The sequence below is a fragment of the Streptomyces sp. 8N114 genome, assembly GCF_052245835.1.
Lineage (GTDB): Bacteria > Actinomycetota > Actinomycetes > Streptomycetales > Streptomycetaceae > Streptomyces.
The window spans coordinates 37,291-58,766 of the sequence record NZ_JBQQBT010000021.1; the positions used below are offsets into that span (position 1 = coordinate 37,291).

The following is a 21,476-nucleotide window of genomic DNA, read 5'->3' on the forward strand; positions in this document are numbered from 1 at the left end:
TGCGCTCGGATTGCTGATGGGGGTGGGGGCAATTGGGGTGATACACGGCCAAGGCCGCGTGCCGGATTCTCCGGGTCATCCCGGGCTTTGTCGGGCCACGGAGACACTTACGTGTCGCCCCCGGGTTCGCAACCGCCGCGTTCGCCAGGAAGAATCGGCGTCCGGGCCGTCAGGTCCGGCACGGCAGTGAGAGGCTGCACGGGGCGGGAACGGGCAGATTTTACGGCCCCTACGGGGAGGTGGCAGGACAAGTGGTGGAGCAGCTTACACAGCACGATCCGCGGCGGATCGGCCCGTTCGAGGTGCTGGGCCGTCTCGGTTCCGGCGGTATGGGGCTGGTCTACCTCGCACGCTCGGCATCCGGCCGCCGGGTCGCGATCAAGACGGTGCGCACCGAGCTGGCCGAGGATCAGCTCTTCCGGGTGCGCTTCACCCGGGAGGTCGAGGCGGCCCGTGCCGTCAGCGGCTTCTACACCGCGGCCGTCGTGGACGCCGACCCGCGCGCCGCCGTGCCGTGGCTGGCCACCGCCTATGTGCCCGCGCCCTCCCTGGAGGAAATAGTCACCGAGTGCGGACCGCTGCCCGTGCAGGCCGTGCGCTGGCTGGCGGCGGGCGTCGCCGAGGCGCTCCAGTCCATCCACGGCGCCGGTCTGGTGCACCGCGACCTCAAGCCGTCCAACGTGCTCGTCCTCGAGGACGGCCCCCGCGTCATCGACTTCGGTATCGCCTCGGGCGTCTCCAACACCCGGCTGACCATGACCAACGTCGCCGTCGGTACGCCCGCGTACATGTCGCCCGAGCAGGCGCGGGACTCCCGCAGCGTCACCGGGGCCAGCGATGTCTTCTCGCTCGCCTCGACGCTCGTCTTCGCGGCCACCGGCCATGCGCCCTTCCACGGGGCCAATCCGGTGGAGACGGTCTTCATGCTGCTGCGCGAGGGTCCCGACCTTGAGGGACTGCCGGACGAGCTGCGTCCGCTGATCGAGTCCTGTATGCGAATGAACGCCGAGGAGCGGCCCACGCCCGCCGACCTCCAGGCGCAGCTCGCCCCGCATCTGTTCGGTGCCGGAAGCGACGACAGCGGCACGGTCTCGGCATGGCTGCCGTCCACGGCCGTCTCGCTGATCGAGCGCCGCAGGGGCGGCCGTGCGATGCGCCGGCAGAACGCTGCCGCTGCCGCAGCTGTGGCCGAGGGCGCCGCAGCGGGAGGCGACGGTGCCGGTGCCGGTGCCGGGGGCGGCGGGAACGGTGCGGGCGGCTCCGGCAATGCGGGCGGTTCCGTCGACGCGGTCGGTGCGGGCGCGGGTGCGGGTGGCGCGGGGGGCTCGGCGCTGGGGTCCGTGGGGCCCGGTGGGCCCCCGGCGGCCGGGCGCGCGGCAGCGGGCCAGGCCCCGGCGGCATCCGGGCCCGGCGCGGGAGCCGCGGCAGGAGCCGGCGGGCCGGGTGCCGCCGTCGCCGAGTGGGACCAGGGCATCCCGCCGGGACCGCGCGCCGTCGGCGGCTCCCTCGGGGCTTCCGGCGCCCCGGGCGGCTCCGGAAGCGCGGAGGCGGGCCAGGGCTCCGGCCCGGGCCCCGTCGTCTCGCGTCCCGCCTCCCAGCCGGGCAACCCCGAGGGGGGATCGGTGCAGCTGCCCGGCGCACAGCTGCCGATCGGCCCCGGGCCGCGTCGCTCGGACGAGACCGGCCGCGACGCCGAGGCCGCCGGGACCTCCGGCTGGGTGCGCCCGCCCGGGGGTGGCCAGGAAGGCACTCCGCAGTCCTCCGCCGCACAGCCGTACGCGCAGTTGCCCCAGCAGTCGGCGTCCGGAGCATCTTCGGCGGTGTCGCCGGGGGCAGTCTCCTCGGCAGGCCCCGCATCGGCTTCCGCCGCGCCGCCTGCCCATCCGCTGGCCCGCCCGTACGGCGCTCAGGGGCCGCGGCACGCCGGGGGCTCCGACCAGGGCGGCCCCGGGCAGGCGTCGCCCGCTGCCCCGCCGCACCAGCAGCCGCCCCCCGGGGTGCCCTCGCAGCCATCTCCGCACCCCGTCCAGTCCCCGCCGTCCGCGGGGTCTGCGCACGCGGGCGGCGGGTCGCAGTCCGGTGGCCCGCAGCGCTGGCGGCCGTGGCGGTTCCGGATGTCCAACGATGTGTGGGGCTCGCCCGTCGTCGCCGACGACCGGGTCTATGTGACCTCGTTCGAGGTGCACGTGCTGGACGTGGCCAGCGGGCGCAGGGAGTTCAAGACGCGCGAGGTCGCCTGGTCGATGGCGGTCTCGGGCGGGCGGGTGCACGCCTCGGACGGGCCCAGCCTGTACGCGCTCGACGCCACCGACGGTTCCGAGTGCTGGCGGCTGGCCACCGACGGCTGGGTCTACTCGCTCCAGGTCGACCGCGGCACCGTGGTCACCGGTACCCGTGGCGGCGGTGTACAGGCATGGGAGGCGGCCAGCGGCGAGAAGCTGTGGGAACTGACCGGCGCCCAGACCGACTTCGAGACGCCCGAGGCGGGGCCCGTCATCGCCGACGGCGCCGTCTACACCTGGGCGGACGGGCGGCTGTACGTGCTGGAGGCCCGGACCGGCGCCGAACGCTGGACGTACCCGGTCGGTGACGTCTCCGCCACCGGCGGCGTTCCCGTACGGGTGACCGCCGCCGAGGACGGGGCCGTGTATGTGAGCGCGGGCTCCCGGGTGTTCGCGCTGGACGCCGCGACAGGACACGAGCGGTGGCGGTTCGACGCCCCGGCCGCGTTCCTGTGCCCACCCGCCTTCGTCCCGGGCCCCGGGGTGACGGGCGGGGGCGTCTACCTCGCCGACTACCTCGGCACCGTGTACGCGCTCGACTCCGGCAACGGCCACGACCGCTGGCGCATCGCCACCGAGGCACGGCACTCGACGGAGCCGGTCGTGGTCGCCGACGGGCTGGTGCACCTCGGCAGCGGCAGCGCCCTGTACACCCTCGACGCGGTCAGCGGAACGCCCCGCTGGCGCTTCGCGACGGGTGCCGACGTGGTGGGCGCACCCGTCGTCGCGGACGGCCGGGTCCACTTCGGGTCGGCCGACCACTGCCTGTACACCGTCGACGCAGTGGGCGGCCAGCTGCGCTGGAAACTGGCCACCGGCGGGGAGATCACCGGCTCGCCGGTGGCCGTCGGCGGCGTCATCTACGCGTGCAGCAAGGACCGTTGCGTCTACGCGCTGGACGCGACGAAGGGCACCGGCCAGGCCCGGCACTCCGGCTGAGGCCCCGGCCGGCTGCCGCCCGGCTCCCGTCCGTCACGCCGCGTCGCGCCCCCGGTGCGGCCAGGTGTCCTCGTCGCTGGGCTGTTCTTCCTCCGGGGGAGGCGGGGTGGGGAAGCGGCGGGTGTTGTCGGGGCGCGGTTCGCCCTCCGCCTCGGGACGGCGTTCGTACGGCTCGTCGAGCGGGGCTCCCTGGGTGCCGGGCTGGGGCTCGTACGGCTCGCGCTCCTCGGGGGCCGGTGGGCCCGCGTACTGCTGGTGCTCCGCCGGGCCCTTGAACGGCCGGCCCGGGGGCGGGGCCCCGGGCTCCGGGGGCGGCGGCCCCGGAGGGTACGGCTCCTGCGGGGGCGCTCCACGCATCCCGGGCTGTCCCGGATAGGGCTGTTGCTCCGGATAGGGCTGCTGTCCCGGGTAGGGCTGCTGCTCCGGGTAGGGCTGTTGCTCCGGATACGGCTGTTGCGGCGGCGGTGGCCCCGCGAACGGCTGCTCCAGCGTGTCCTCTCCCCTCCCCCGATCCCCGTAGTAGGGCGCCCCGGCAACGACACCGGCGCCTCCCGCTGCCGCGGGCTCGGCGGCGTGCCGTCGGCGGGCCAGGGTGCGGCGGCCTGCCATCAGGGCGCCGGCGAGCAGCATCAGGAGTCCCCCGCCGAGGGCGAGCCAGGCACCGGAGGCGAGCCCTCCGGTGTTGCCGGCGGAGAGGCTGCCGGCGGCCTGGCCCTGCCGGACCATCCACAGGATGGTGAAGCCCAGACACAGCACACCCGCGAACACCACGGTCAGCCGTGATTGCAGCAGTACGCCGACCACGGCCACCGCCGCCGCGATCACCATCAGCACGAACAGCCCGGTCAACAGAGCCGCGTCGGCGCCGGTGATGCCTCCGCCCTGGAAGAGTTCGTCGAGGCGGAAATCGCGTCCGAAGCGGCCGTCGTACCACGGTCGGAAGGGGCTGTATACGGCGGCCGCCGCTCCGATGAGGGCGAGCAGCGACCCGATCATGTTTCGGATCATGGTCTCGCCTCGCTTTCCGGCGCCGCTCCCGACGCCGCACGGGTGCGTGATCCGCAATCGACGCTACGCCGCCGGGAACCCCCTCGCCACTGCGGGCGTCTTGAGCCGGTGAGAAAAGTTGTACTGCACGCGACAAGCAACGGGCGTCGGCTCCGGTGCCGCGCGGAACAGGTACTCATCGGGGGAACATCATGAAGCGGATGCGTCATATCAAGCTGCTCGCCGCCGTCACCATCGTGCTGGTGGCACTGAGCGGCTTCAGCCCGGCCCGTTCCTCGGGTGGCGGACGCAGCGGCGGCAGTGGCGTCAGCAAGAGCAGCAGCGGTGGAAGCGGCGGGGGCGGGTGCAGCAGCAAGAGTTCCAGCAGCCACAGCTCCAGCAGCAGCTCTGGCGGCGGCGGTTACAGCAGCGACGGTTACAGCAGCAGTTCCGGAAACGACGGTTACAGCAGCGGCGACAGTGACGGTTACGGCAGTAGCAGCGGCTATGGCGGCAACGGCCGCTACGACAACAACCGCACCACGTCCAGCAGCACCTCCAGTGGTTCGAGCCGTGACAGCACCGAGGCGTCCGGCACCGTGACGGAGTGCGCAGCCGCCAAGGGCCGGAAGCTCAAGAGCAAGGCGGAGCCCGGCGCTGTGGTCCGCGTCCGCAACACGGGCAGGAACACCGGCACGTTCAGCGTCCGCGTCGACTTCCGGGACGCGGACGGCACTCTCGTCGACAACGGCTCGGCCGTCGTCACCGTCCCGGTCGGCAGGAGCAAGTCGGTCGAGGTGCCGATGGACCACCCGGAGGTCGTGCGGGACGTCGAGGAGTGCGAGGTCTCCAGCGTCGCCTAGCGGGTCCGGAAAGCGGTGCTGCCGCTCCGCCCCCGGAACAGCTCCCCCTGTTGCTCCAGCGGCAGATTGCCGAGCGCTATCAGGGGCGGGGCCTGGGCCATGGCCTGGTTGCGGGCCGCCTCCCGCGCGGCCCAGACGGCCCGCACCGTGCCCTGGACTGCCCCGGACGGATAGGAGGCCAGCACCCGGGCGCAGCGCAGCGCCGCGTCAAGCGCCCCGCCGGCAGGCGCGAGCTCGGAGACGAGCCCCGTCTCGTAGGCGCGGCGTCCGGAGATCCGCTCGGCCGCTCCCATCAGCGCCATCCGCGCGACCTCGCCGAACGGCATCCGCTGCGCCATCCCCATCGCCTCGTAGGCGCTGACCATGCCGTAGCTGGTGTGCGGGTCGAAGAAGGCGGACTCCTCCGTTGCAACGAGGAATTCCACCTCGCTCAGCAGATAGAACGCACCGCCGCAGGCCATGCCCTCGACGGCGGCGACGACCGGAATCCACAGGTCGTTGCTCTTCGGCCCGATTGAAAGCAACGGATCCTCGATTGCAAAGGGCGCATGCGGCTGTGGAACGGAGCCCTCCTCCGCGACCGCTGCCCGGTCGATGCCCGTACAGAAGGCCCGGCCGCCCGCTCCGGTGACCACCGCCGCGCGCACCGACCGGTCGGTACGCAGTCCGCGCCAGATGCCGGCGAGCGCGGCCGCGTCGGCCAAGTCGAGCGCGTTGTGCTTCTGCGGTCGGTCCAGGGTCACGGTCGCAACGCCGTCCTGCCGCTCGAGACGGATGGTCATGGCCGCTCCAGCACCCAACGGGGCACGGCCGTGTGCCGTTCGCCGTCGCCGAGTTGCCGGAAGACGGCCCGTACGGGCGCTCCGATGCGCAGCTTGTCGGCGGCCAGCGAGCCCAGCGGTGCGTCCGGTGCGGCGACCAGGTTGCCCACCAGCCGGATCGAGGGGTCGTCGGCCAGCTCCACCACGAGGACGTTGTAGGGAGCCGCTTCGGCGTAGCCGGGCAGCAGCGGCGGATGGGCCACCACATAGGACCAGATACGTCCGCGTCCGCTCATCCGCTGCCACTCGGCCTCGAACGACTGGCAGTGCGGACAGCACGGCCGCGGCGGGAAGCGCCGCACCCCGCAGCCGGAGCACGCCTGTACGCGCAGTTCGCCCTCGGCGGCGTACGACCAGAACGGCGCTCCGTCGTCGTCGGGCACGGGCAGCAGCAGTCCGGTTTCCGGCAGGCCGGCCGGTTCGGCGGTCATGGTCTCAACTCCTCAGCAGCAGTGCGGAGGTGGGGACGCCCTCGCCCGCCGTCACCAGGCAGGTCGCGGCATCGGGCACCTGGGCTGTGGAGGTGCCGCGCAGCTGGCGGACGCCCTCGGTGATCAGGTTGAAGCCGTGTACGTACGCCTCGCTGAGCCCGCCCCCGGAGGTGTTGAGCGGCAGCCTCCCGCCGATCTCCAGTGCGCCGCCCTCGGTGAAGGCCGCACCCTCGCCGCGCCCGCAGAAGCCGTAGCCCTCCAGGGAGAGGGGGACGAGTGCGGTGAACGCGTCGTAGATCTGGGCGACATCCACATCCTGTGGACACAGGTCGGCGTGCTTCCAGAGCTGTTGCGCCGCGGTCCAGGCCGGACCGCGCAGGGGGTCCTCGGCCCAGTAGTTGACCATTCCGTGGTGCTGCGCGGGCAGGCCCTGCGCGGCGGAGTGCACATAGACGGGCTTGCTGCGGCAGTCGCGTGCCCGGTCGGCTGAGACGAGGACGCACGCGAGCGCGCCGTCGGTCTCCAGGCAGTTGTCGAACAGGCACAGCGGTTCGCTGATCCAGCGGGAGGTCATATACATCTCGCGGGTCAGCGGCCGCTCGTACATCATCGCGGCGGGGTTCTGGTTGGCGCGGTTGCGGCATGCCAGTGCCACGTTGAAGAGGTGGTCGCGGGTGGCACCGTACTCGTGCATATAGCGGCGGGTGAGCATGCCGATCTCGTCGGCCGGGCGCAGCAGCCCGAAGGGGCGGGTCCACTGTGCGGGGGTGGGCAGTTGCACGGTGGTGTTGCGCCACGGCCGGCCGCCGGAGCCGCGTTTGCGGGAGCGCCAGGCGACGCCGACGGTGGCCTGCCCGGTGGCGATGGCGGCGGCCAGATGCGCCACGGTCGCACAGGAACCGCCGCCGCCGTAGCCGACCTTGGAGAAGAACGTCACGTCGCCCGCGCCGATCGACTTGGCCACCTCGACCTCGTCTGTCTCCTCCATCGTGTACGAGGCGAAACCGTCCACCTCCGCGGGTGCTATCCCCGCGTCGTCCAGCGCCCGCAGGATCGCGCGGCAGGCGAGGGCCTTCTCGGATTCGGGGAGCCGTTTGGCGAACGGCGTCTGGCCTATGCCGACGATCGCCGTGGCGTCCTTCATGGCGTCCTCCCGGACGTGCTCGGGGCGTGCTCCGGTGCTGACAGTGCGGGAGGCTACCGCTAACCTGACGGGGTGTCAGGTATCAGGGTTTCGACTGGAGCCCAGGGGAGGCGCACGGTGAGTGGTACGGACTTCTCGGCCGCGTACGAAACCGCCTCGCGGATCACCCCGCAGACCGTCCCTGAGCTGGTAAGGGCCGCCGCCGAGCGGTTCGGGCCGCGCGAGGCCGTGGTCGAGGGGCGCACCCGGATCTCGTACGAGGAACTGGGGGAGCGGGTCGAACAGGCCGCCGCCGGCTGCGTGGCCTGCGGACTGGAGCCGGGTGACCGGGTGGCCGTCTGGGCGCCCAACACGCTGGAGTGGATCGTCGCCGCGCTCGGCGCCGTCACGGCGGGCGGCATCCTCGTACCGCTCAACACTCGCTTCAAGGGCGCCGAGGCCGCCTATGTGCTGGAGCGGACCCGCGCCCGACTGCTGTTCGTCACCGGCACCTTTCTGGGCACCTCGTACGTCGCCTCGCTGCGCCGCGCCACCGCGGAGGGGCTGGGCGCCGGCCCGCTTCCCGGGCTGCCGCACCTGCGCGAGGCGGTGGTGCTGGCCCAGGACGCACCGGAGAACTTCCGCACCTGGAGGGAGTTCCTGGCAGGCGGGTCCGGTGTCCCGCGCCGGGCGGTCCGGGAGCGCGCCGAGCAGATCGCGCCCTCCTCGCCCTCCGACATCACCTTCACCTCGGGCACCACGGGGCACCCCAAGGGCGTGGTCATCAGCCATGAGCAGACGCTGCGGGTCTACGCCTGCTGGAGCGAGCTGGCCGGACTGACCGAGGGCGACCGCTATCTGATCGTCAACCCGTTCTTCCACACCTTCGGCTACAAGGCGGGCATCATCGCCTGTCTGCTGCGCGGCGCGACGATGATCCCGCAGCCCGTCTTCAACGTGGAGACGGCGCTGGCCCATATCGCCACCGAGCGGGTCAGCGTGCTGCCGGGCCCGCCCACCCTCCACCAGTCGCTGCTCGACCACCCCGCCCGCCACCAGCACGACCTGTCCGCACTCCGCCTGGTGGTGACCGGCGCCGCCGTCGTACCGCTGCAACTGGTCGAGCGGCTGCGCGCCGAGCTGAAGGTCGGCACCGTACTGACCGCCTACGGGCTGACCGAGGCGTCCGGCACCGTGACCATGTGCCGGCGCGGTGACCCGCCCGAGGTCGTCGCCGGGACCTCGGGGCGGGCCATACCGGACACGGAGGTGAAGGTCGTGGCCTCCTCCGGCGCCGAGCAGCCGCCCGGCACACCCGGCGAGGTGCTGGTGCGCGGCTACCACGTGATGTCCGGCTACTACGAGGAGCCTCAGGAGACGGCCGAGGTCCTCACCCCGGACGGCTGGCTGCGCACCGGCGACGTCGGCGTCCTGGACGCCGACGGCAATCTGCGGATCACCGACCGGATCAAGGACCTGTTCATCGTCGGCGGCTTCAACGCCTATCCGGCCGAGATAGAGCAACTCCTCGTCCGCCACCCCGACATCGCCGAGGCCGCCGTCATCGGCATCCCCGACCCCCGGCTGGGCGAGGTCGCCAAGGTCTTCGCCGTACGCCATCCCGGCGCGACGGTCACCGCCGACGACCTGATCGCCTGGTCGCGCCGGGAAATGGCCAACTACAAGGTGCCGAGGCAGGTCGAGTTCGTCGCGGAGCTGCCGCGTAATGCGAGCGGAAAGGTCATCAAGACGCGGCTGCGGGCCCGGCGCTGAGGGCCGGCGCTGCCGCGGCTTCCGGCAGCACCGTGGTGTTGCGTTCCAGGATGCTGATGGTCTGCACGCGGTCATCGGTGCCGACCGACGAGTGGTCGTCCGCCAGCGCCGGGGCGGCCAGCGCTCCTACGGCGGCGAAAGAGAGGGCGCAGGCGGCGAAGAGCTTCTTGGGGCGGGTCATGGGTAGGAGCACCTCCGAGAGCGAAAACATGTTCTACTCAGTATTTTGACGCTTCAAGTCCTCGGGAAACGAAGGACGCGCACATACGCCGAGGGCCGCGGCCGACGACTCCCCCTCTGTGTCGTCGGCCACGACCCTCGCTCTCCCCCCGTAGGGCGCCCCCCTGGTATCCCCCCCGGGTGGGCTGCCCCCGTGTGATGGTCATGCGCTCTCCGGGGGGCTCCCCCGAACCCCCTGTCCCCCGGAGAGCGGGCCTCAGTTGGCGGGCTTGATCGTCTGGTTGCGTTCAGTGGTGCTCATCTGACCGGAGCCGCCCTCTGCGGTCTTCTTCCCCTTGATGGTCTGGTTGCGCTCCTTGGTGGTCATCTCGCCGCTCTCGGGCGTGACCTTCTCTTCGTGGTCGCTCATGGTGGCTTCCCCTCTGGGTTGTGGGCGGATGCCCGCCCAGCGGCTCCCCCGTGGGCCGCCGGACGGACGGGTCAGGGCCGTTCACCCTATCGGGGGGTTGGTCGGTTCCCCCTGTTCGATCCGCCTGCCCCCCGAGGCGCCGGATCGACTGGGTAAAAGCATGCCGGGGGGCGATAAACGATCGATGAACGTCTCGTTGGTGAACCTGTTGCGCGGTCAGACCTGCACCGCAGCCGCTCCCCCGAGCAGCTCGCGAACCGTCGCCGCTTCCGGGGTGCCCAGGCTTTCGTACTGCTCCAGAGCCTCACGCCAGCACGCCTGTGCGCGCCGATGGTGCCCGAACGCCTCCAGCGCCCGTCCCAGCAGCGTCAGTGCGTTGGCCCGGCGCCACGGGCCACCGATGCTGCGGAGGATCGTCATGGACTGCTCCGTCAGCTCTGCGGCTTGCGTGGGTCGGTGGGCCGCCAGCTGCACTTCGCCGAGCCGGAAGTACGCCATCCCCTCCCACAGCCGCTGCCGGCTCTGCTGGAAGATGCCCAGGGCCTCCTGGAAGCGCTGCTCCGCCTCCGGCAGCCGCTGCGCGGTGGTGAGGGCGATACCGAGCGCGTACAGCGTCGTCGCCCGGCGCATGGAGACGCTCAAGTGGTCGTGGATGTCCAGCGCCTGCTCGGCGAGCGAGATGGCGGTGTCGGTCTTGCCCAGTTCGGTGTGGACCCTCGAGAGGTTGCACAGCGCGCTCGCCTCGGCGGGCCGGTTGCCGTACGAGCGGAAGGCTTCCAGCGCGCGGCTCAAGAAGTGCTCGGCTTCCAGGGGGCGGGTTTGGTAGTTGGCCACCAGTCCGCGGTCGTTGAGCGCGTAGGACCAGGAGATGGGGTCGCCCGCCTTCGGGGCCAGCAGTTCCGCCTGTTCGGCTTCCTTGTCCGCCTCGTCGAAGCGTCCTGTTGCCAGGTGCATGCCGGTGAGGACCGAACGGGCCCGCGCCTCGGCGTGTGCGTCTCCCGCTTCCTGTGCCGCACACTTCAGCGCGGTGGCGCCCTGCTCGTACTGCCGCCCGTAACTGCCCGCCTCCGCCAGCGCGCTGGTGGCCATGAGCAGGTCCACCGCCCGGCGCAGGGTCGGTCCGGAGGCCATCTGAGCGGCGCAGGCCAGGAAGCAGTCCGACTCGGCGAAGAGCCATTCGATCGCCGCCCCGTGGTCGGGGAAGTGGAGGCCCTCCTGCGCGGTGACCTCCAGATGGTCGACCAGCTTTTCGGCTGGGCGCTCCAGCACGTAGTAGTTCCGCGCCGTCGCCAGGTAGAAGTCCAGCAGCCGGCCCAGCGCTGCCTCGCACTCGCTGGGGGGCTGTTCGTCGCGTTCCGCGCAGGCGCGGGCGAAGAGGCGGACCAGGTCGTGGAAGCGGTAGCGGCGGGGTGCGGCGGACTCCAGGAGGGAGGTGTCTACCAGCGACTCCAGCAAGTCCTCGGCGTTCTCCGGGGTGCGGTCCAGCAGGGCCGCGGCGGCGTCGAGCGAGATGTCGGGGCCCTCGGCGAGGCCCAGCAGCCGGAAGGCGCGGGCCTGTTCGCCCTCGAGCTGGCCGTAGCCGAGCTCGAAGGTGGCCTTGACGGCCTGGTCGCCGGCCTGGAGCTCGTCCAGGCGGCGCCGCTCGTCGCCGAGCTTGGCGGCGAGGGTGGAGACCGTCCAGGTGCGCCGGGCCGAGAGCCGGGCCGCGGCGATCCGGATGGCCAGCGGCAGGAACCCGCAGGCGGCCACCACATCCATGGCGGCCTCGCGCTCCGAGAGCACCCGCTCCTCGCCCACAATGCGGGTAAACAGGGCGATGGCCTCTTCGGGGCTCATCACATCGAGGTCCACCAGGTGCGCCCCGGCCAGGTCGACCATCCGTACCCGGCTGGTGACCAGGGCCGCGCACCCTGCCGTGCCGGGCAGCAGGGGCCGCACCTGCGCGGCGTCCCGGGCGTTGTCCAGCAGCGCGAGCACCCGGCGGCCAGCCAGCAGCGAGCGGAAGAGCGCGGCGCGGTCCTGGATGCCGCTGGGGATGGCCGAGTCGGCGACGCCCAGCGCGCGCAGGAAAGAGCCCAGCACCGCTTCGGGGTCGGCAGGGGAGGCCCCGGCGCCCTGGAGGTCGACGTAGAGCTGGCCGTCGGGGAAGCGGTCGGCGGCGGCGTGTGCGACATGGATGGCGAGTGTTGTCTTGCCGACGCCGCCGATGCCTGCGACGGCGGAGACGGCCATGACGGTGCCTTCGGCCTCGGCGAGCTGGTCGCTGAGTTCGGCGACGAAGGAGGTGCGGCCGGTGAAGTCGGCGACGGTGGCGGGCAGCTGTGCGGGCCGGGTGACGGTGGTGGCTGCGGAGGGGGAGCGGGTGTCGGCCTGGTAGGCGAGTTCGTCGTCGGCTTCGAGGATGCGCTGTCGGAGTTCGGAGAGTTCGGGGCGGGGGTCGACGCCGAGTTCGTCGGCGAGCAGTCGGCGGGTGTCGGCGTAGACGGCGAGGGCCTCGGCCTGGCGTCCGCTGCGGTAGAGGGCGAGCATCAGCAGTTCGCGGAGGCGTTCGCGCAGCGGGTGGGCTGCGGTCAGTGCGGTCAGTTCGCTGACGGCTTCGGCGTGGCAGCCGACCTGGAGGTCGAGGTCGAGGCGTAGTTCCAGCAGGCTCAGGCGCCATTCCTCAAGCCGGACGCGCTGGTGTTCGGCGAAGGGTCCGGGGATGTGGGCGAGTGGTTCGCCGTCCCATTGGGCGAGGGCTGCGGTGTACAGCTCGCGGGCCTGGTTCCGGTCGCCGCCGGAGGCGGCCTTCTCGGCGCGTACGGCCAGCTCGTGTGCTGTTTCTACGTCCAGTGCGGCGTCGGGTCCGGTGCGGACGGCGTAGCCACCGGACTCGCTGACCAGCAGATCGGCATCGGCGCCGAGGGCCTTGCGGATGCGGGAAGCGTAGGTGCGCAGCGCCGCCTTCGCCTGCTCGGGCGGCTCCTCGCCCCAGATGGCGTCGATGAGCTCCTCGGCGGTCGCGGTGTGGCCGCCGCGCAGCAGCAGCGCTGCGAGCAGGGCTTTCTGCTGGGGCGAGCCCATGCCGATCGGCTGGTCGCCACGCCAGGCGCGGACGGGGCCGAGCACAGCGAAGCGAAGCTCGTGTTCCTGGTGCTCCGTTCCGACTCGCGTATCGTCGCCGGCGCCCATTGGTGTGCTCCCCTGCAGATCCGCACTCCTCCGTTCCCCGCAGAGGTCAGTCTGCCTTGTTCATGGCAATTACGTCAGCTCAGGTACCAGCCTCTCTACGAAGCCTTCGAATTCGGCTCGCGGCGAAAGCCGGTGGACTCGCCGCTGAAAGCCGGTGGAAGAAGGCACCGCACGCTAGCTGACGGCCCGTCAGCTCAGCGCTACCGTGGCCGCATGGAGACCTTCCCCAAGATCATCTCGGTGGACGACCACACGGTCGAACCCCCGCACGTGTGGCGGGACCGGCTGCCGTCCCGATACCGCGAGGTCGGACCCCGTATCGTCCGTGCGCCGCTGAAGGAGATGACCTTCGTCGGCGGGAAGTTCGCGCCCAAGATGGGCGAGCCCGGCGACGAGGGCCCGATCGCCGACTGGTGGGTGTACGAGGATCTGCACCGCCCGCTGACCAGGCTGGACACGGCCGTCGGCTACGACAGGGACGAGGTGCGGCTGGAGGCGATCACCTACGAGCAGATGCGCCCCGGCTCCTACGACGTGCGGGAGCGGCTGGCGGACATGGACGTCAACCACGTCCAGTCGGCGCTGTGCTTCCCCACCTTCCCCCGCTTCTGCGGCCAGACCTTCACCGAGGCCACGGACCGCGAACTGGGCCTGCTGGGGGTGCGGGCCTACAACGACTGGATGGTGGAGGAATGGTGCGGTCCCCACGCCCAGGGGCGCCTCATACCGCTCACGCTCGTACCGCTGTGGGACGCCGAGCTGGCCGCCGAGGAAGTGCGGCGCAACGCGGCACGCGGCGTACGCGCCGTCTGCTTCTCCGAGATCCCGCCGCGCCTGGGGCTGCCGTCCGTCCACACCGACGCCTGGGACCCGTTCCTGCGGGCCTGCGACGAGACCGGCACCGTCATCGCCATGCACATCGGTTCGTCCAGCAAGATGCCCTCCACCTCGGCGGACGCGCCGCCCGCCGTCGGCTCCACGATCACCTTCGCCAACTGCTGCTTCTCGATGGTCGACTGGCTGATGAGCGGAATCTTCGACCGCTTCCCCAACCTGAAGATCATGTACGCGGAGGGCCAGATCGGCTGGATTCCGTACATCCTTGAACGGGCCGATGTGGTCTGGGAGGAGAACCGGGGCTGGGGAGGCGTGGCGGACAAGGTGCTGCGCCCGCCCTCCGAACTGTTCGCCGAGCATGTCTACGGCTGCTTCTTCGACGACGCGTTCGGGCTCAGGAACGTCGAGTCCATCGGCGTGCCCAACGTCCTGTACGAGACCGACTATCCGCACTCCGACTCGACCTGGCCCAAGTCCAAGGAGGTCGGCGAGGCGCAGATGGGGCACCTGCCCGCCGAGCTGGTGGAGCGCATCGTGCGCGGCAACGCCATCGATCTGCTCGGGCTGACGGACGAGGGGCTGTGGGCCGGCCCCTGAGCCCGAGGGCTCACCCCGGGGGCTCACAAGGGAGGGCCCAGCGAGCGGCGGGGTGAGCGCGAGGAGGCGGCGGGGAGCGGCTGCCCGGCCCTGTCCTCCGGGCCGTCCGCTCCCCGCCGCCTCCGGCTCAGGGCGCCGTGCGGCGCTCAGCCCAGCGGCCGCACCGGCAGCGTCGCGTATCCGAAGGCGATGGCCGAAGGGACCTGCGCCAGCTCTTCATGCGGCACCGCCAGCGACAGCTTCGGGAACCGCTCGAAGAGCGCGGGCAGTGCGGTACGCGCCTCCATCCGGGCCAGCGGTGCGCCCAGGCAGAAGTGCACCCCGTGCCCGAACGACAGGTGCTCGCCGCCGCTCCGCAGGATGTCGAACGCGGCGGCACGGTCCCCGAACTTGGCCGGGTCGCGGTTGGCCGAGGCGATCGTGGAGAGGATCGCGTCACCCTGCCGGATGGTGGTGCCGTCCGCCAGCTCGATGTCCTCGACGGCGAAGCGCAGCGGCAGGTTGGCGATGCTGGGCGCCCAGCGCAGGGTCTCCTCGATCACGTCGTCCCAGGACGCTGCACCCTCCCGCACCAGTTGGAGCTGGTCGGGATGGGTGAGCAGGGCGTGCACCGCGTTGCCGATGAGGTTGACGGTGGTCTCGTGCCCCGCGCCGATCATCAGCAAAAGGGTGTCCAGCAGCTCCTTCTCGGAGAGCGCGTCGCCCTCCTCGTCCCGGGCCGAGACCAGCACGCTGGTCAGGTCCTCGCCCGGCTCGGCGCGTTTGGCCTCGGCCAGCGCGGTGAAGGCCGTATGCATGTCCAACCCCGTCTGCGCGGCCTGTTCGGCCGTCAGCGTGGTGTCCATGATCAGGTCCATCAGCCGCCTCATCTCCGGCCGCTGCTCCCCGGGCACCCCGAACAGCTCGCAGATGACGTTCATCGGCAGCGGGTGGGCGAAGGCGGAACGCAGGTCCAGCGGCTCGCCGCCGGGCCCCGCCTGCCGCGCTTCCCGCTCCATCGCGTCCAGCAGCTCGGCGGTGATCCGCTCCACACGGGGCTGCATGGCAGCCGTCCGCCGGCCGGTGAACGCGGGCGCGACCAGCTTGCGGAGCCGCTTGTGGTCTTCCCCGTAGGAGCACAGCATGTTCTCCCGGTCCAGCCAGGTGAGCAGCCAGCTGTCGCGGAACTCGCCGCGCTGCCAGGGCGGCCAGTGCTGCCGGGGGTCCTTGGAGACCCGCGGATCCCGCAGCAGCTGCTTGAGCGCGTCGAACTCGCTGACGTACCAGGCGTCGACCCCGGCGGGAAGCTCGACCAGTGTGGCGTGCGCCCCCCGTCCGCGGATCCGCTCGGCCTCGCCGTGGATGTCCCGGCCTAACGGATCTATACGGACGGTCTGCTGCTGCGCTTCCACGGGGTTCCTCCTGCGGTGTCGGGGCTGACGGGGCTGAACCGTGCGGGCAGCGAGACCAGTCCACGCTGGAACGGGCCGGGCCGCCAGTTCAGTTGGTCGTAGGGAACCGACAGCTCGATGTCGGACAGCCACGCGGTGAGCCGTTCGATCGCGGTCGTGGCGATCAGCAGGGCGGGCTGCTGAACGGGGCAGGCGTGCGGGCCCGCGGCCCATGCCAGGTGCGCACCGCCTCCGGACCCCGCGGCGCCCGTGCTCTCACCCGGCGCGGCGCGACCGCTCTGGGTGGACGCCGCCGCGTAGGAGACCAGCACGAGCTGGCCGGCACGCATCCAGACACCGTGGAAGTAGACGTCCCGGCGGGGGTAGTGCGCCGAGTAGTTGGCCATCGGCGGCTCGTTGCGCAGCACGTCGTGCAGCGCGTCACGGGCCGTCAGCGCGCCGCCGGAGAGGTTGCCGTAATAGCGGTCGTCGACGAGCATCCGGCTGAGCGCGTTGCCGATCAGATTGGACAGCGGCTCGTAGCTGGCGCCCAGCATCACCACGATCTGGTGAACGACCTCTTCGGCGCTCAGCTGCGCGGGGTGGTCGATGAGCCAGGACGTCAGATCCTGGCCGCGTTCCCGCTGCTTGAGCTGGGTCAGTTCGGTGATGTATCGGGTGTAGGCGGCGTCGGCGGCTGCCGCGTCCTCGGGCGTCTTGCTGTCGAACATCCCGGCGATGCCCTGGATCAGCAGCTCGCTGCTCTCGTCGGGCAGCCCGAAGGCCCGGTTGAAGACCAGCAGCGGCAGCACCCGCGCGAACTGGCCGACCAGGTCCGCCTCGCCGTCCTGCGCGAAGCTCGAGATCAGCGAGTCGGCGACCTCCCGCACCATCTGACGGATCGTGTGCGGCTCCAGCCGCGCGAAGCTGTCGGAGATGACCTTCCGGTACCTGGCGTGCGTCTCACCGTCGGTGAACAGCGCGTTGGGCCGTCCCCGCAGCATCGGCATCACGGCCGAGTCCTCCGGCACGCTGTCCAGCCAGATGCTGGAGTCCTTCGACCAGGTGGCCGGGTCGTGCAGCAGATCCAGCGCGGCGCGGTAGTCGATCACCAGCATCGCGCCCACCCCGGGTGCGATCTCCACCGGGGCGACGGCGCCGTATTTACGCAGCCGCTCGTAGACGGCGTACGGGTCGGCCGCGAACTCCTCCCCGTACAGCGGGGTGACCTCGTGCTTCGGCCGGGACAGCGGCGGCGGCATCTGGCCGGAGGGCTGGGTACCCGGCGCTGGGGCGGTGCTCAAGACGGCTCCTGGGACTGCTGCTGCGGCTGGCTGGGCTGTTGCTGCTGTTGCTGGTCGAGGGCTTCGAGGACATGGCCGACGAGCGCGATCAGCGCGTCGGCGGACTGGTCGCGGTCGCGCGCGTCGCACACCACGAGCGGCGTGTCCGGCTCCAGGTCGAGGTGGTCCCGCAGGGTGTCGGGGTGGTGCTGCGGGGAGTCCGGGAAGGAGTTGACGGCCACCGCGTACCGCAGCCCCGCCTCCTCGATCATGTCCATCACCTCGAAGGAGTCGGCGAGGCGACGGGTGTCCGCCAGCACCAGGGCGCCCAGCGCGCCCCGCGCGATGTCCTGCCACAGCGGGCGGAACCGGCGCTGCCCCGGGGTGCCGAACATGTACAGCACCAGATCACCCGGCAGCGTCAGCCGTCCGAAGTCGATGGCGACCGTGGTGGTGGTCTTGTCACGCACCCCGGCCAGATCGTCCACCAGCGCCCCGGTCCGCGTCATCACCTCCTCGGTGTGCAGCGGCTGCGTCTCGGACAGCGAGCGGATGAAGGTGGTCTTGCCCACCCCGAACGGCCCCGCGACCAGCAACTTCACCAGCGTCTGCGGCTTGTCGTCCAGATACATGGAGCCGCCCCCGGCCCCGGAGCCCGACGGGGCGTCCGGACTAGGAGGACTTGAGAGTGCGGAGTCCATTGAGAACTTTCTCCAGAATCTGCCGCTCCGGCAGTTCGGCGTCGGGGATCGGGGCGCGGGCCATCAGACGGCCCGCGTCCACCAGGTCGGCCACCAGGACCTTGACCACACTGACCGGAAGCCGCAGATGCGCGGCGGCCTCGGCGAGCGACAGCGCGCCACCGCGCAGCAGCTCCAACAGCCGGATCTCCTCCGGGCGGAGCCCGGAGGCCGTCGAGGGATCCGCCGCGCCGTGCAGCACGGTGAGGCGGTCGAGCGTGTTGCGGCTGGGCCGGGCTCGTCCGGTCGTCGCCAGATACGCAGGCACCAGGCGCCTGCTGTCACGGGGCGGCGGAGTCATATCGCCGTGTCGTTCCTCGCCGGGGTGCTCATGGTCTTCGCTCCCAGCGACGCGACCTGTACCTGCATCTGGTGGGTGACCACGCCCATGTTCACGTCGGGGCCTGCGAAAACAGCCAGCGTGGTGTTCTCACCCGCCGGGATCGCGAAGACCCAGCCGTGGTCGGACTCCACCACGGTCTGCCGCAGCCGTGCCTCGTACGTACCGGCGAACGCCGCCGTGGTGGTACGCGCGGCGCCCTGGAGCGCGGAGAGCATCGCGGCCACACCCTCTGCCGCGTCCCGTTCCAGGTTGGGCGAGCGCCCCTCGATGAGGCCGTCGCCGGAGATGACGGCCGCGTGGATGACGTGCGGGAGCTCCAGGAGGGGGCCCAGCACCCAGGAGGTGTCGTCCCGGAGTGACCGGCGTGTCGGGATTGTCATTCCTGCGGATTCCCTTCAGAGGAACGAGGATCTGCGTGGGGGGCGTCGGGGACCGCGTTGCCGTGAGCGGGGGTCGGGCTCGGTGCCGCGGGGGCCGCCACCTGCGGGTACTCACCCGTCTCGACGGCTTCGTCGACGGCCGCGCGGCCCGAGTTGGTGCCGCGCTGGAAGGCGGCCCAGCGCTCCGCGCTCTCCTCCGGGGAGGTCTGCGGTGTCTCGGCGGGGGCCTGCTGCGCCTGCGCATGGTGCCCGGCCGGTGTGGCATCGGGGATCGCCGCGTCCGCCGGGGTGCCCAGTGCCGACGGCGGTACCGGCCGACGGCGCCTGCGCCGCGGCAGGTCGTCCTCGGACGGCTCGGCCTGCCCCTGCGGCTGGTCCGTGGTCCGGCCCTGCGTCGGGCTGAAGGGCCGCGTGCGTGAGGCGGTGCGGCCCGAGCCGGGGCCGAGCTGGACGGTCGCGGTGTGCTCGGGCTCGGGCTGGGCCGGGCGCTGCGCTGCGGGCTGTCCGGGCAGTGCCGAGGCCGATGCGGCACTGGTGCCGGAGCGCGGCACCGGGGCCATGGGGGACATCGGCTGCTCCTCCTCGTCGAGCAGCGTCAGCAGCGGGTCACCTGGGATGTGCACGATGGCCCGTACACCGCCGTACGGGGAGACCTCGACGGACGCGGTGAAGCCGTACTGCCTGGCCAGCTGCCCGACCGTGGCGAAGCCCGTCTTGGGCGGGTCGCCCAGCTCGGTCAGCAGCACGTTGTCCTGGCCCGCCATCATCCGCTGGGCGCGGTCCATTTCCTCGGCATGCATGCCGACACCGGCGTCATCGATGATCACCGAGGCGCCGCGGTTGCCCTGCTGGATCGTGACGGCCACGGGGAGTTCGGGGTGCGAGTAGTGCAGCGCGTTGGCGAGCAGCTCGGTGAGCACCACGGCGGCGGGCTCCACGGCTCGCGCCACCACGCCCAACGGGTCGCGCAGCTGGTTGGTGACCTGGACGCGCTCGTAGCCGCTGAGCCGGGACATCGCGCCGACGACGATGTCGCCCAGGTGCGAGTTCTGCCGGGTCAGGCCGGGCCAGGCGCCGCAGACGATCGCGGTGGACTGGATACGGCGCAGCGCCTGCTCGTTGAGGAAGTCGGCGGCCAGCAGATCCTCGGCCACGAACGGGTCGTCGTAGCGTTCCTGCATCGTCTGCAACCGTGTCTGCAACTGGTAGAGCAACGCCTGGATGGTGGTCGTCGCACCGCGCATGGATGCCTGCGCCGCGCCGTCCACGCGCAGCCGCTCCTTGGTGACGGCGTCGCTGACCTGCTCCATCACCGTGGTCAGCGCCCGGTCCAGCTCGGTGCCCTGGAAGGTGGGATCGAGCAGCCCGCGTACGGGGACGTTGGGATGGGCGAGCGCCGCGGTCACGTCCGGGATGCGGGCGCCCGCCAGATGCCGGACCTCGGCCTCTGTCGCCTGGGCGCGCCGGGCGAGGGCCGCCTGGTGGTGCCGGGCTTCCTGCAGGTCCTTCTCCGCGGTGGCGGAGCGCTGCCGCAGCCGCTTCGTCTCCCGCGCCGAACGCGCCAGCAGGAGGGCGAGTGCCACGGCGGCCGCCGTCCCCACGGACAGGATGACGGTCAGTGCCACCGGTATCTCGGTCATCGGCGTCCTTGAGCGATTGGATTGTCGTGCGGGCCGGGCCAGTCCGCGGCTGATCACGAACTGGGCGCGAACTGATCAGAAAACAGCAGTACCTGCCATGTTCCCTCAGTGCCGCTGTGCGCGCAGCCGGATGCGGAATCCGCACTCCTGGTTGCCGACAGCAAATGCGCTGGTGCGCGGCGCAGAGGCTAGCACTTCTGAGCGACGCTCAACCGGGCGGTATGCGTCGGTCCGCCACCCGGTCCGTCACCCGGTCCGCCCGCACCCTTGCCTGACGGGGCGTCAGGTATCAGCATGGCCGGGTGCTGACTTTCCCTCCCGGACGGATGGCCTACGGAATCCAGCTGCCGGTCCAGTCACAGAGCACCCTCTACGCCGAGCCATGGGAGGCCGCCGCCGGGCCGGCCGAGCTGCTGGCCGTGGCCCGCGCCGCCGACCAGCACGGCTACGCCTACATCGGCTGCTGCGAACACGTCGCCGTGCCACGGAGGCTGGCCGGCACCATGAGCACCGTGTGGTACGACCCCGTGGCCACGCTCTCCTTCCTGGCCGCCGCCACCGAACGCGTCGCGCTGCTCAGCCACGTCGCAGTCGTCGGCCTGCGGCACCCCTTGGCGAGCGCCAAGCAGTACGCCACGCTCGACCATCTCTCCGGCGGCAGGCTCGTCCTGGGGGTCGGTGCCGGGCACGTACGTGAGGAGTTCGAAGCCCTCGGCGCGGACTTCGGGGCGCGGGGAGCGGTACTGGACGAGACGATCGACGCGCTGAAGACCGCCCTGGGTGAGGAGGAGTTCCCCGCCTTCGCGGGGGACCGCTTCGCCTTCGCCGATCTGGGGCAGCAACCGCGCCCGGCACAACGGCCCCGGCCGCCGGTCTGGGTCGGCGGCTCCTCGCCCCCCGCAGTACGCCGCGCCGCCCTGCGCGGCGACGGCTGGCTCCCCCAGGGCGACTCCCGCGAAGCTCTGCCGGCCAAGATCGAGCGCATCCTCCGGCTCCGGGAGTCGGCCGGACTCGCGGAGTCCCCCTTCACCGTTGGCGCCATCGCCGAGCCCCTCTATGTGGGCAGCCCCACCTGGGATGTGGGACGCCGCACCTGCCATGGCTCCCCCGCCTCGATCGCCGAGGCGCTGCGCCCCTACCGCGCCATGGGCGTCACCCAACTGCAACTCCGCTTCCGCGCCAGGTCGCTCGGCGAGCTCCTCGACCAGCTCGCACTGTTCGCGGAGCAGGTCGCCCCGCACCTGGCCGAAGGGTGACCCCTGCACGGCGGGAAGGGCGGCTCCGCAAAGAGATGCCGTATCAGATGC

At 71.8% G+C, this 21,476-nt stretch carries 18 protein-coding genes; 5 read left to right on the plus strand and 13 right to left on the minus strand.

The genetic code is table 11. The annotated features are described in order from the left end of the window. Nucleotides 1–251: 251 nt before the first annotated feature. Nucleotides 252–3,221: an outer membrane protein assembly factor BamB family protein gene (locus tag ACTWQF_RS29515; protein ID WP_443282784.1), complete on the plus strand. Its 2,970-nt coding sequence runs from the start codon at nucleotides 252–254 to the stop codon at nucleotides 3,219–3,221. Nucleotides 3,222–3,254: 33 nt separating this feature from the next. Here the strand turns inward: ACTWQF_RS29515 and ACTWQF_RS29520 are convergent, their stop codons facing one another. Continuing rightward, on the minus strand, nucleotides 3,255–4,217 hold the full coding sequence (locus ACTWQF_RS29520) for a hypothetical protein (RefSeq protein ID WP_443282785.1): 963 nt from the start codon (nucleotides 4,215–4,217) through the stop codon (nucleotides 3,255–3,257). A gap of 212 nt (nucleotides 4,218–4,429) precedes the next feature. On the opposite strand from ACTWQF_RS29520, the gene ACTWQF_RS29525 reads away from it, so the two are divergent. Further along, complete coding sequence (locus ACTWQF_RS29525; RefSeq protein ID WP_443282786.1) at nucleotides 4,430–5,071, plus strand: hypothetical protein; 642 nt, start codon at nucleotides 4,430–4,432, stop codon at nucleotides 5,069–5,071. Here ACTWQF_RS29525 and ACTWQF_RS29530 read toward each other — a convergent pair. The 3 genes from ACTWQF_RS29530 to ACTWQF_RS29540 are packed head-to-tail and all read right to left on the minus strand — an operon-like array spanning nucleotide 5,068 to nucleotide 7,467. Then, nucleotides 5,068–5,853, minus strand: a complete 786-nt coding sequence (locus ACTWQF_RS29530; RefSeq protein WP_443282788.1) for an enoyl-CoA hydratase/isomerase family protein — start codon at nucleotides 5,851–5,853, stop codon at nucleotides 5,068–5,070. The two genes, ACTWQF_RS29525 and ACTWQF_RS29530, sit on opposite strands and share 4 nt — an antisense overlap. Beyond that, nucleotides 5,850–6,323 (minus strand): Zn-ribbon domain-containing OB-fold protein, encoded by a 474-nt coding sequence (locus ACTWQF_RS29535; protein WP_443282789.1) that lies wholly within the window; start codon nucleotides 6,321–6,323, stop codon nucleotides 5,850–5,852. The genes ACTWQF_RS29530 and ACTWQF_RS29535 overlap by 4 nt, the downstream gene beginning before the upstream one ends. Before the next feature lie 4 nt (nucleotides 6,324–6,327). After that, nucleotides 6,328–7,467, minus strand: a complete 1,140-nt coding sequence (locus ACTWQF_RS29540; RefSeq protein ID WP_443282791.1) for a lipid-transfer protein — start codon at nucleotides 7,465–7,467, stop codon at nucleotides 6,328–6,330. A 117-nt stretch (nucleotides 7,468–7,584) separates the two neighbouring features. Between ACTWQF_RS29540 and ACTWQF_RS29545 the strand changes: the two genes are divergently transcribed. Next, nucleotides 7,585–9,219, plus strand: a complete 1,635-nt coding sequence (locus tag ACTWQF_RS29545) for a FadD3 family acyl-CoA ligase (protein WP_443282792.1) — start codon at nucleotides 7,585–7,587, stop codon at nucleotides 9,217–9,219. Here the strand turns inward: ACTWQF_RS29545 and ACTWQF_RS29550 are convergent. The 3 genes from ACTWQF_RS29550 to ACTWQF_RS29560 form a co-directional block, all read right to left on the minus strand. Beyond that, nucleotides 9,191–9,400 carry a hypothetical protein gene (locus ACTWQF_RS29550; RefSeq protein WP_443282793.1) on the minus strand — a complete coding sequence of 70 codons (210 nt, stop codon included), beginning with the start codon at nucleotides 9,398–9,400 and terminating at the stop codon, nucleotides 9,191–9,193. The two genes, ACTWQF_RS29545 and ACTWQF_RS29550, sit on opposite strands and share 29 nt — an antisense overlap. A gap of 255 nt (nucleotides 9,401–9,655) precedes the next feature. Then, nucleotides 9,656–9,808: a hypothetical protein gene (locus tag ACTWQF_RS29555; RefSeq protein WP_443282794.1), complete on the minus strand. Its 153-nt coding sequence runs from the start codon at nucleotides 9,806–9,808 to the stop codon at nucleotides 9,656–9,658. A 216-nt stretch (nucleotides 9,809–10,024) separates the two neighbouring features. After that, a complete protein-coding gene (locus tag ACTWQF_RS29560; protein ID WP_443282796.1) occupies nucleotides 10,025–12,979 on the minus strand; it encodes an AfsR/SARP family transcriptional regulator in 2,955 nt (984 codons plus the stop codon). Nucleotides 12,980–13,192: 213 nt separating this feature from the next. Between ACTWQF_RS29560 and ACTWQF_RS29565 the strand changes: the two genes are divergently transcribed. Then, nucleotides 13,193–14,413, plus strand: coding sequence for an amidohydrolase family protein (locus tag ACTWQF_RS29565; RefSeq protein ID WP_443282797.1), 1,221 nt, complete (start codon nucleotides 13,193–13,195; stop codon nucleotides 14,411–14,413). A 146-nt stretch (nucleotides 14,414–14,559) separates the two neighbouring features. Here the strand turns inward: ACTWQF_RS29565 and ACTWQF_RS29570 are convergent, their stop codons facing one another. Genes ACTWQF_RS29570 through ACTWQF_RS29595 form a run of 6 tightly spaced genes read right to left on the minus strand, consistent with a single transcriptional unit; the run spans nucleotide 14,560 to nucleotide 20,169 of the window. After that, on the minus strand, nucleotides 14,560–15,804 hold the full coding sequence (locus ACTWQF_RS29570; RefSeq protein ID WP_443282798.1) for a cytochrome P450 family protein: 1,245 nt from the start codon (nucleotides 15,802–15,804) through the stop codon (nucleotides 14,560–14,562). After that, nucleotides 15,774–17,087, minus strand: a complete 1,314-nt coding sequence (locus ACTWQF_RS29575; protein WP_443282799.1) for a cytochrome P450 — start codon at nucleotides 17,085–17,087, stop codon at nucleotides 15,774–15,776. The genes ACTWQF_RS29570 and ACTWQF_RS29575 overlap by 31 nt, the downstream gene beginning before the upstream one ends. After that, on the minus strand, nucleotides 17,084–17,698 hold the full coding sequence (locus tag ACTWQF_RS29580) for a GTP-binding protein (protein WP_443282800.1): 615 nt from the start codon (nucleotides 17,696–17,698) through the stop codon (nucleotides 17,084–17,086). Before ACTWQF_RS29580 ends, ACTWQF_RS29575 begins: the two co-directional genes overlap by 4 nt. A gap of 40 nt (nucleotides 17,699–17,738) precedes the next feature. Further along, nucleotides 17,739–18,107 carry a DUF742 domain-containing protein gene (locus ACTWQF_RS29585; RefSeq protein ID WP_443282801.1) on the minus strand — a complete coding sequence of 123 codons (369 nt, stop codon included), beginning with the start codon at nucleotides 18,105–18,107 and terminating at the stop codon, nucleotides 17,739–17,741. Further along, nucleotides 18,104–18,529 carry a roadblock/LC7 domain-containing protein gene (locus ACTWQF_RS29590; protein WP_443249135.1) on the minus strand — a complete coding sequence of 142 codons (426 nt, stop codon included), beginning with the start codon at nucleotides 18,527–18,529 and terminating at the stop codon, nucleotides 18,104–18,106. The genes ACTWQF_RS29585 and ACTWQF_RS29590 overlap by 4 nt, the downstream gene beginning before the upstream one ends. Next, on the minus strand, nucleotides 18,526–20,169 hold the full coding sequence (locus ACTWQF_RS29595) for an ATP-binding protein (protein ID WP_443282802.1): 1,644 nt from the start codon (nucleotides 20,167–20,169) through the stop codon (nucleotides 18,526–18,528). The genes ACTWQF_RS29590 and ACTWQF_RS29595 overlap by 4 nt, the downstream gene beginning before the upstream one ends. 326 nt (nucleotides 20,170–20,495) lie before the next feature. On the opposite strand from ACTWQF_RS29595, the gene ACTWQF_RS29600 reads away from it, so the two are divergent. Then, on the plus strand, nucleotides 20,496–21,425 hold the full coding sequence (locus ACTWQF_RS29600; RefSeq protein ID WP_443282849.1) for a TIGR03619 family F420-dependent LLM class oxidoreductase: 930 nt from the start codon (nucleotides 20,496–20,498) through the stop codon (nucleotides 21,423–21,425). Nucleotides 21,426–21,476 lie beyond the last annotated feature (51 nt).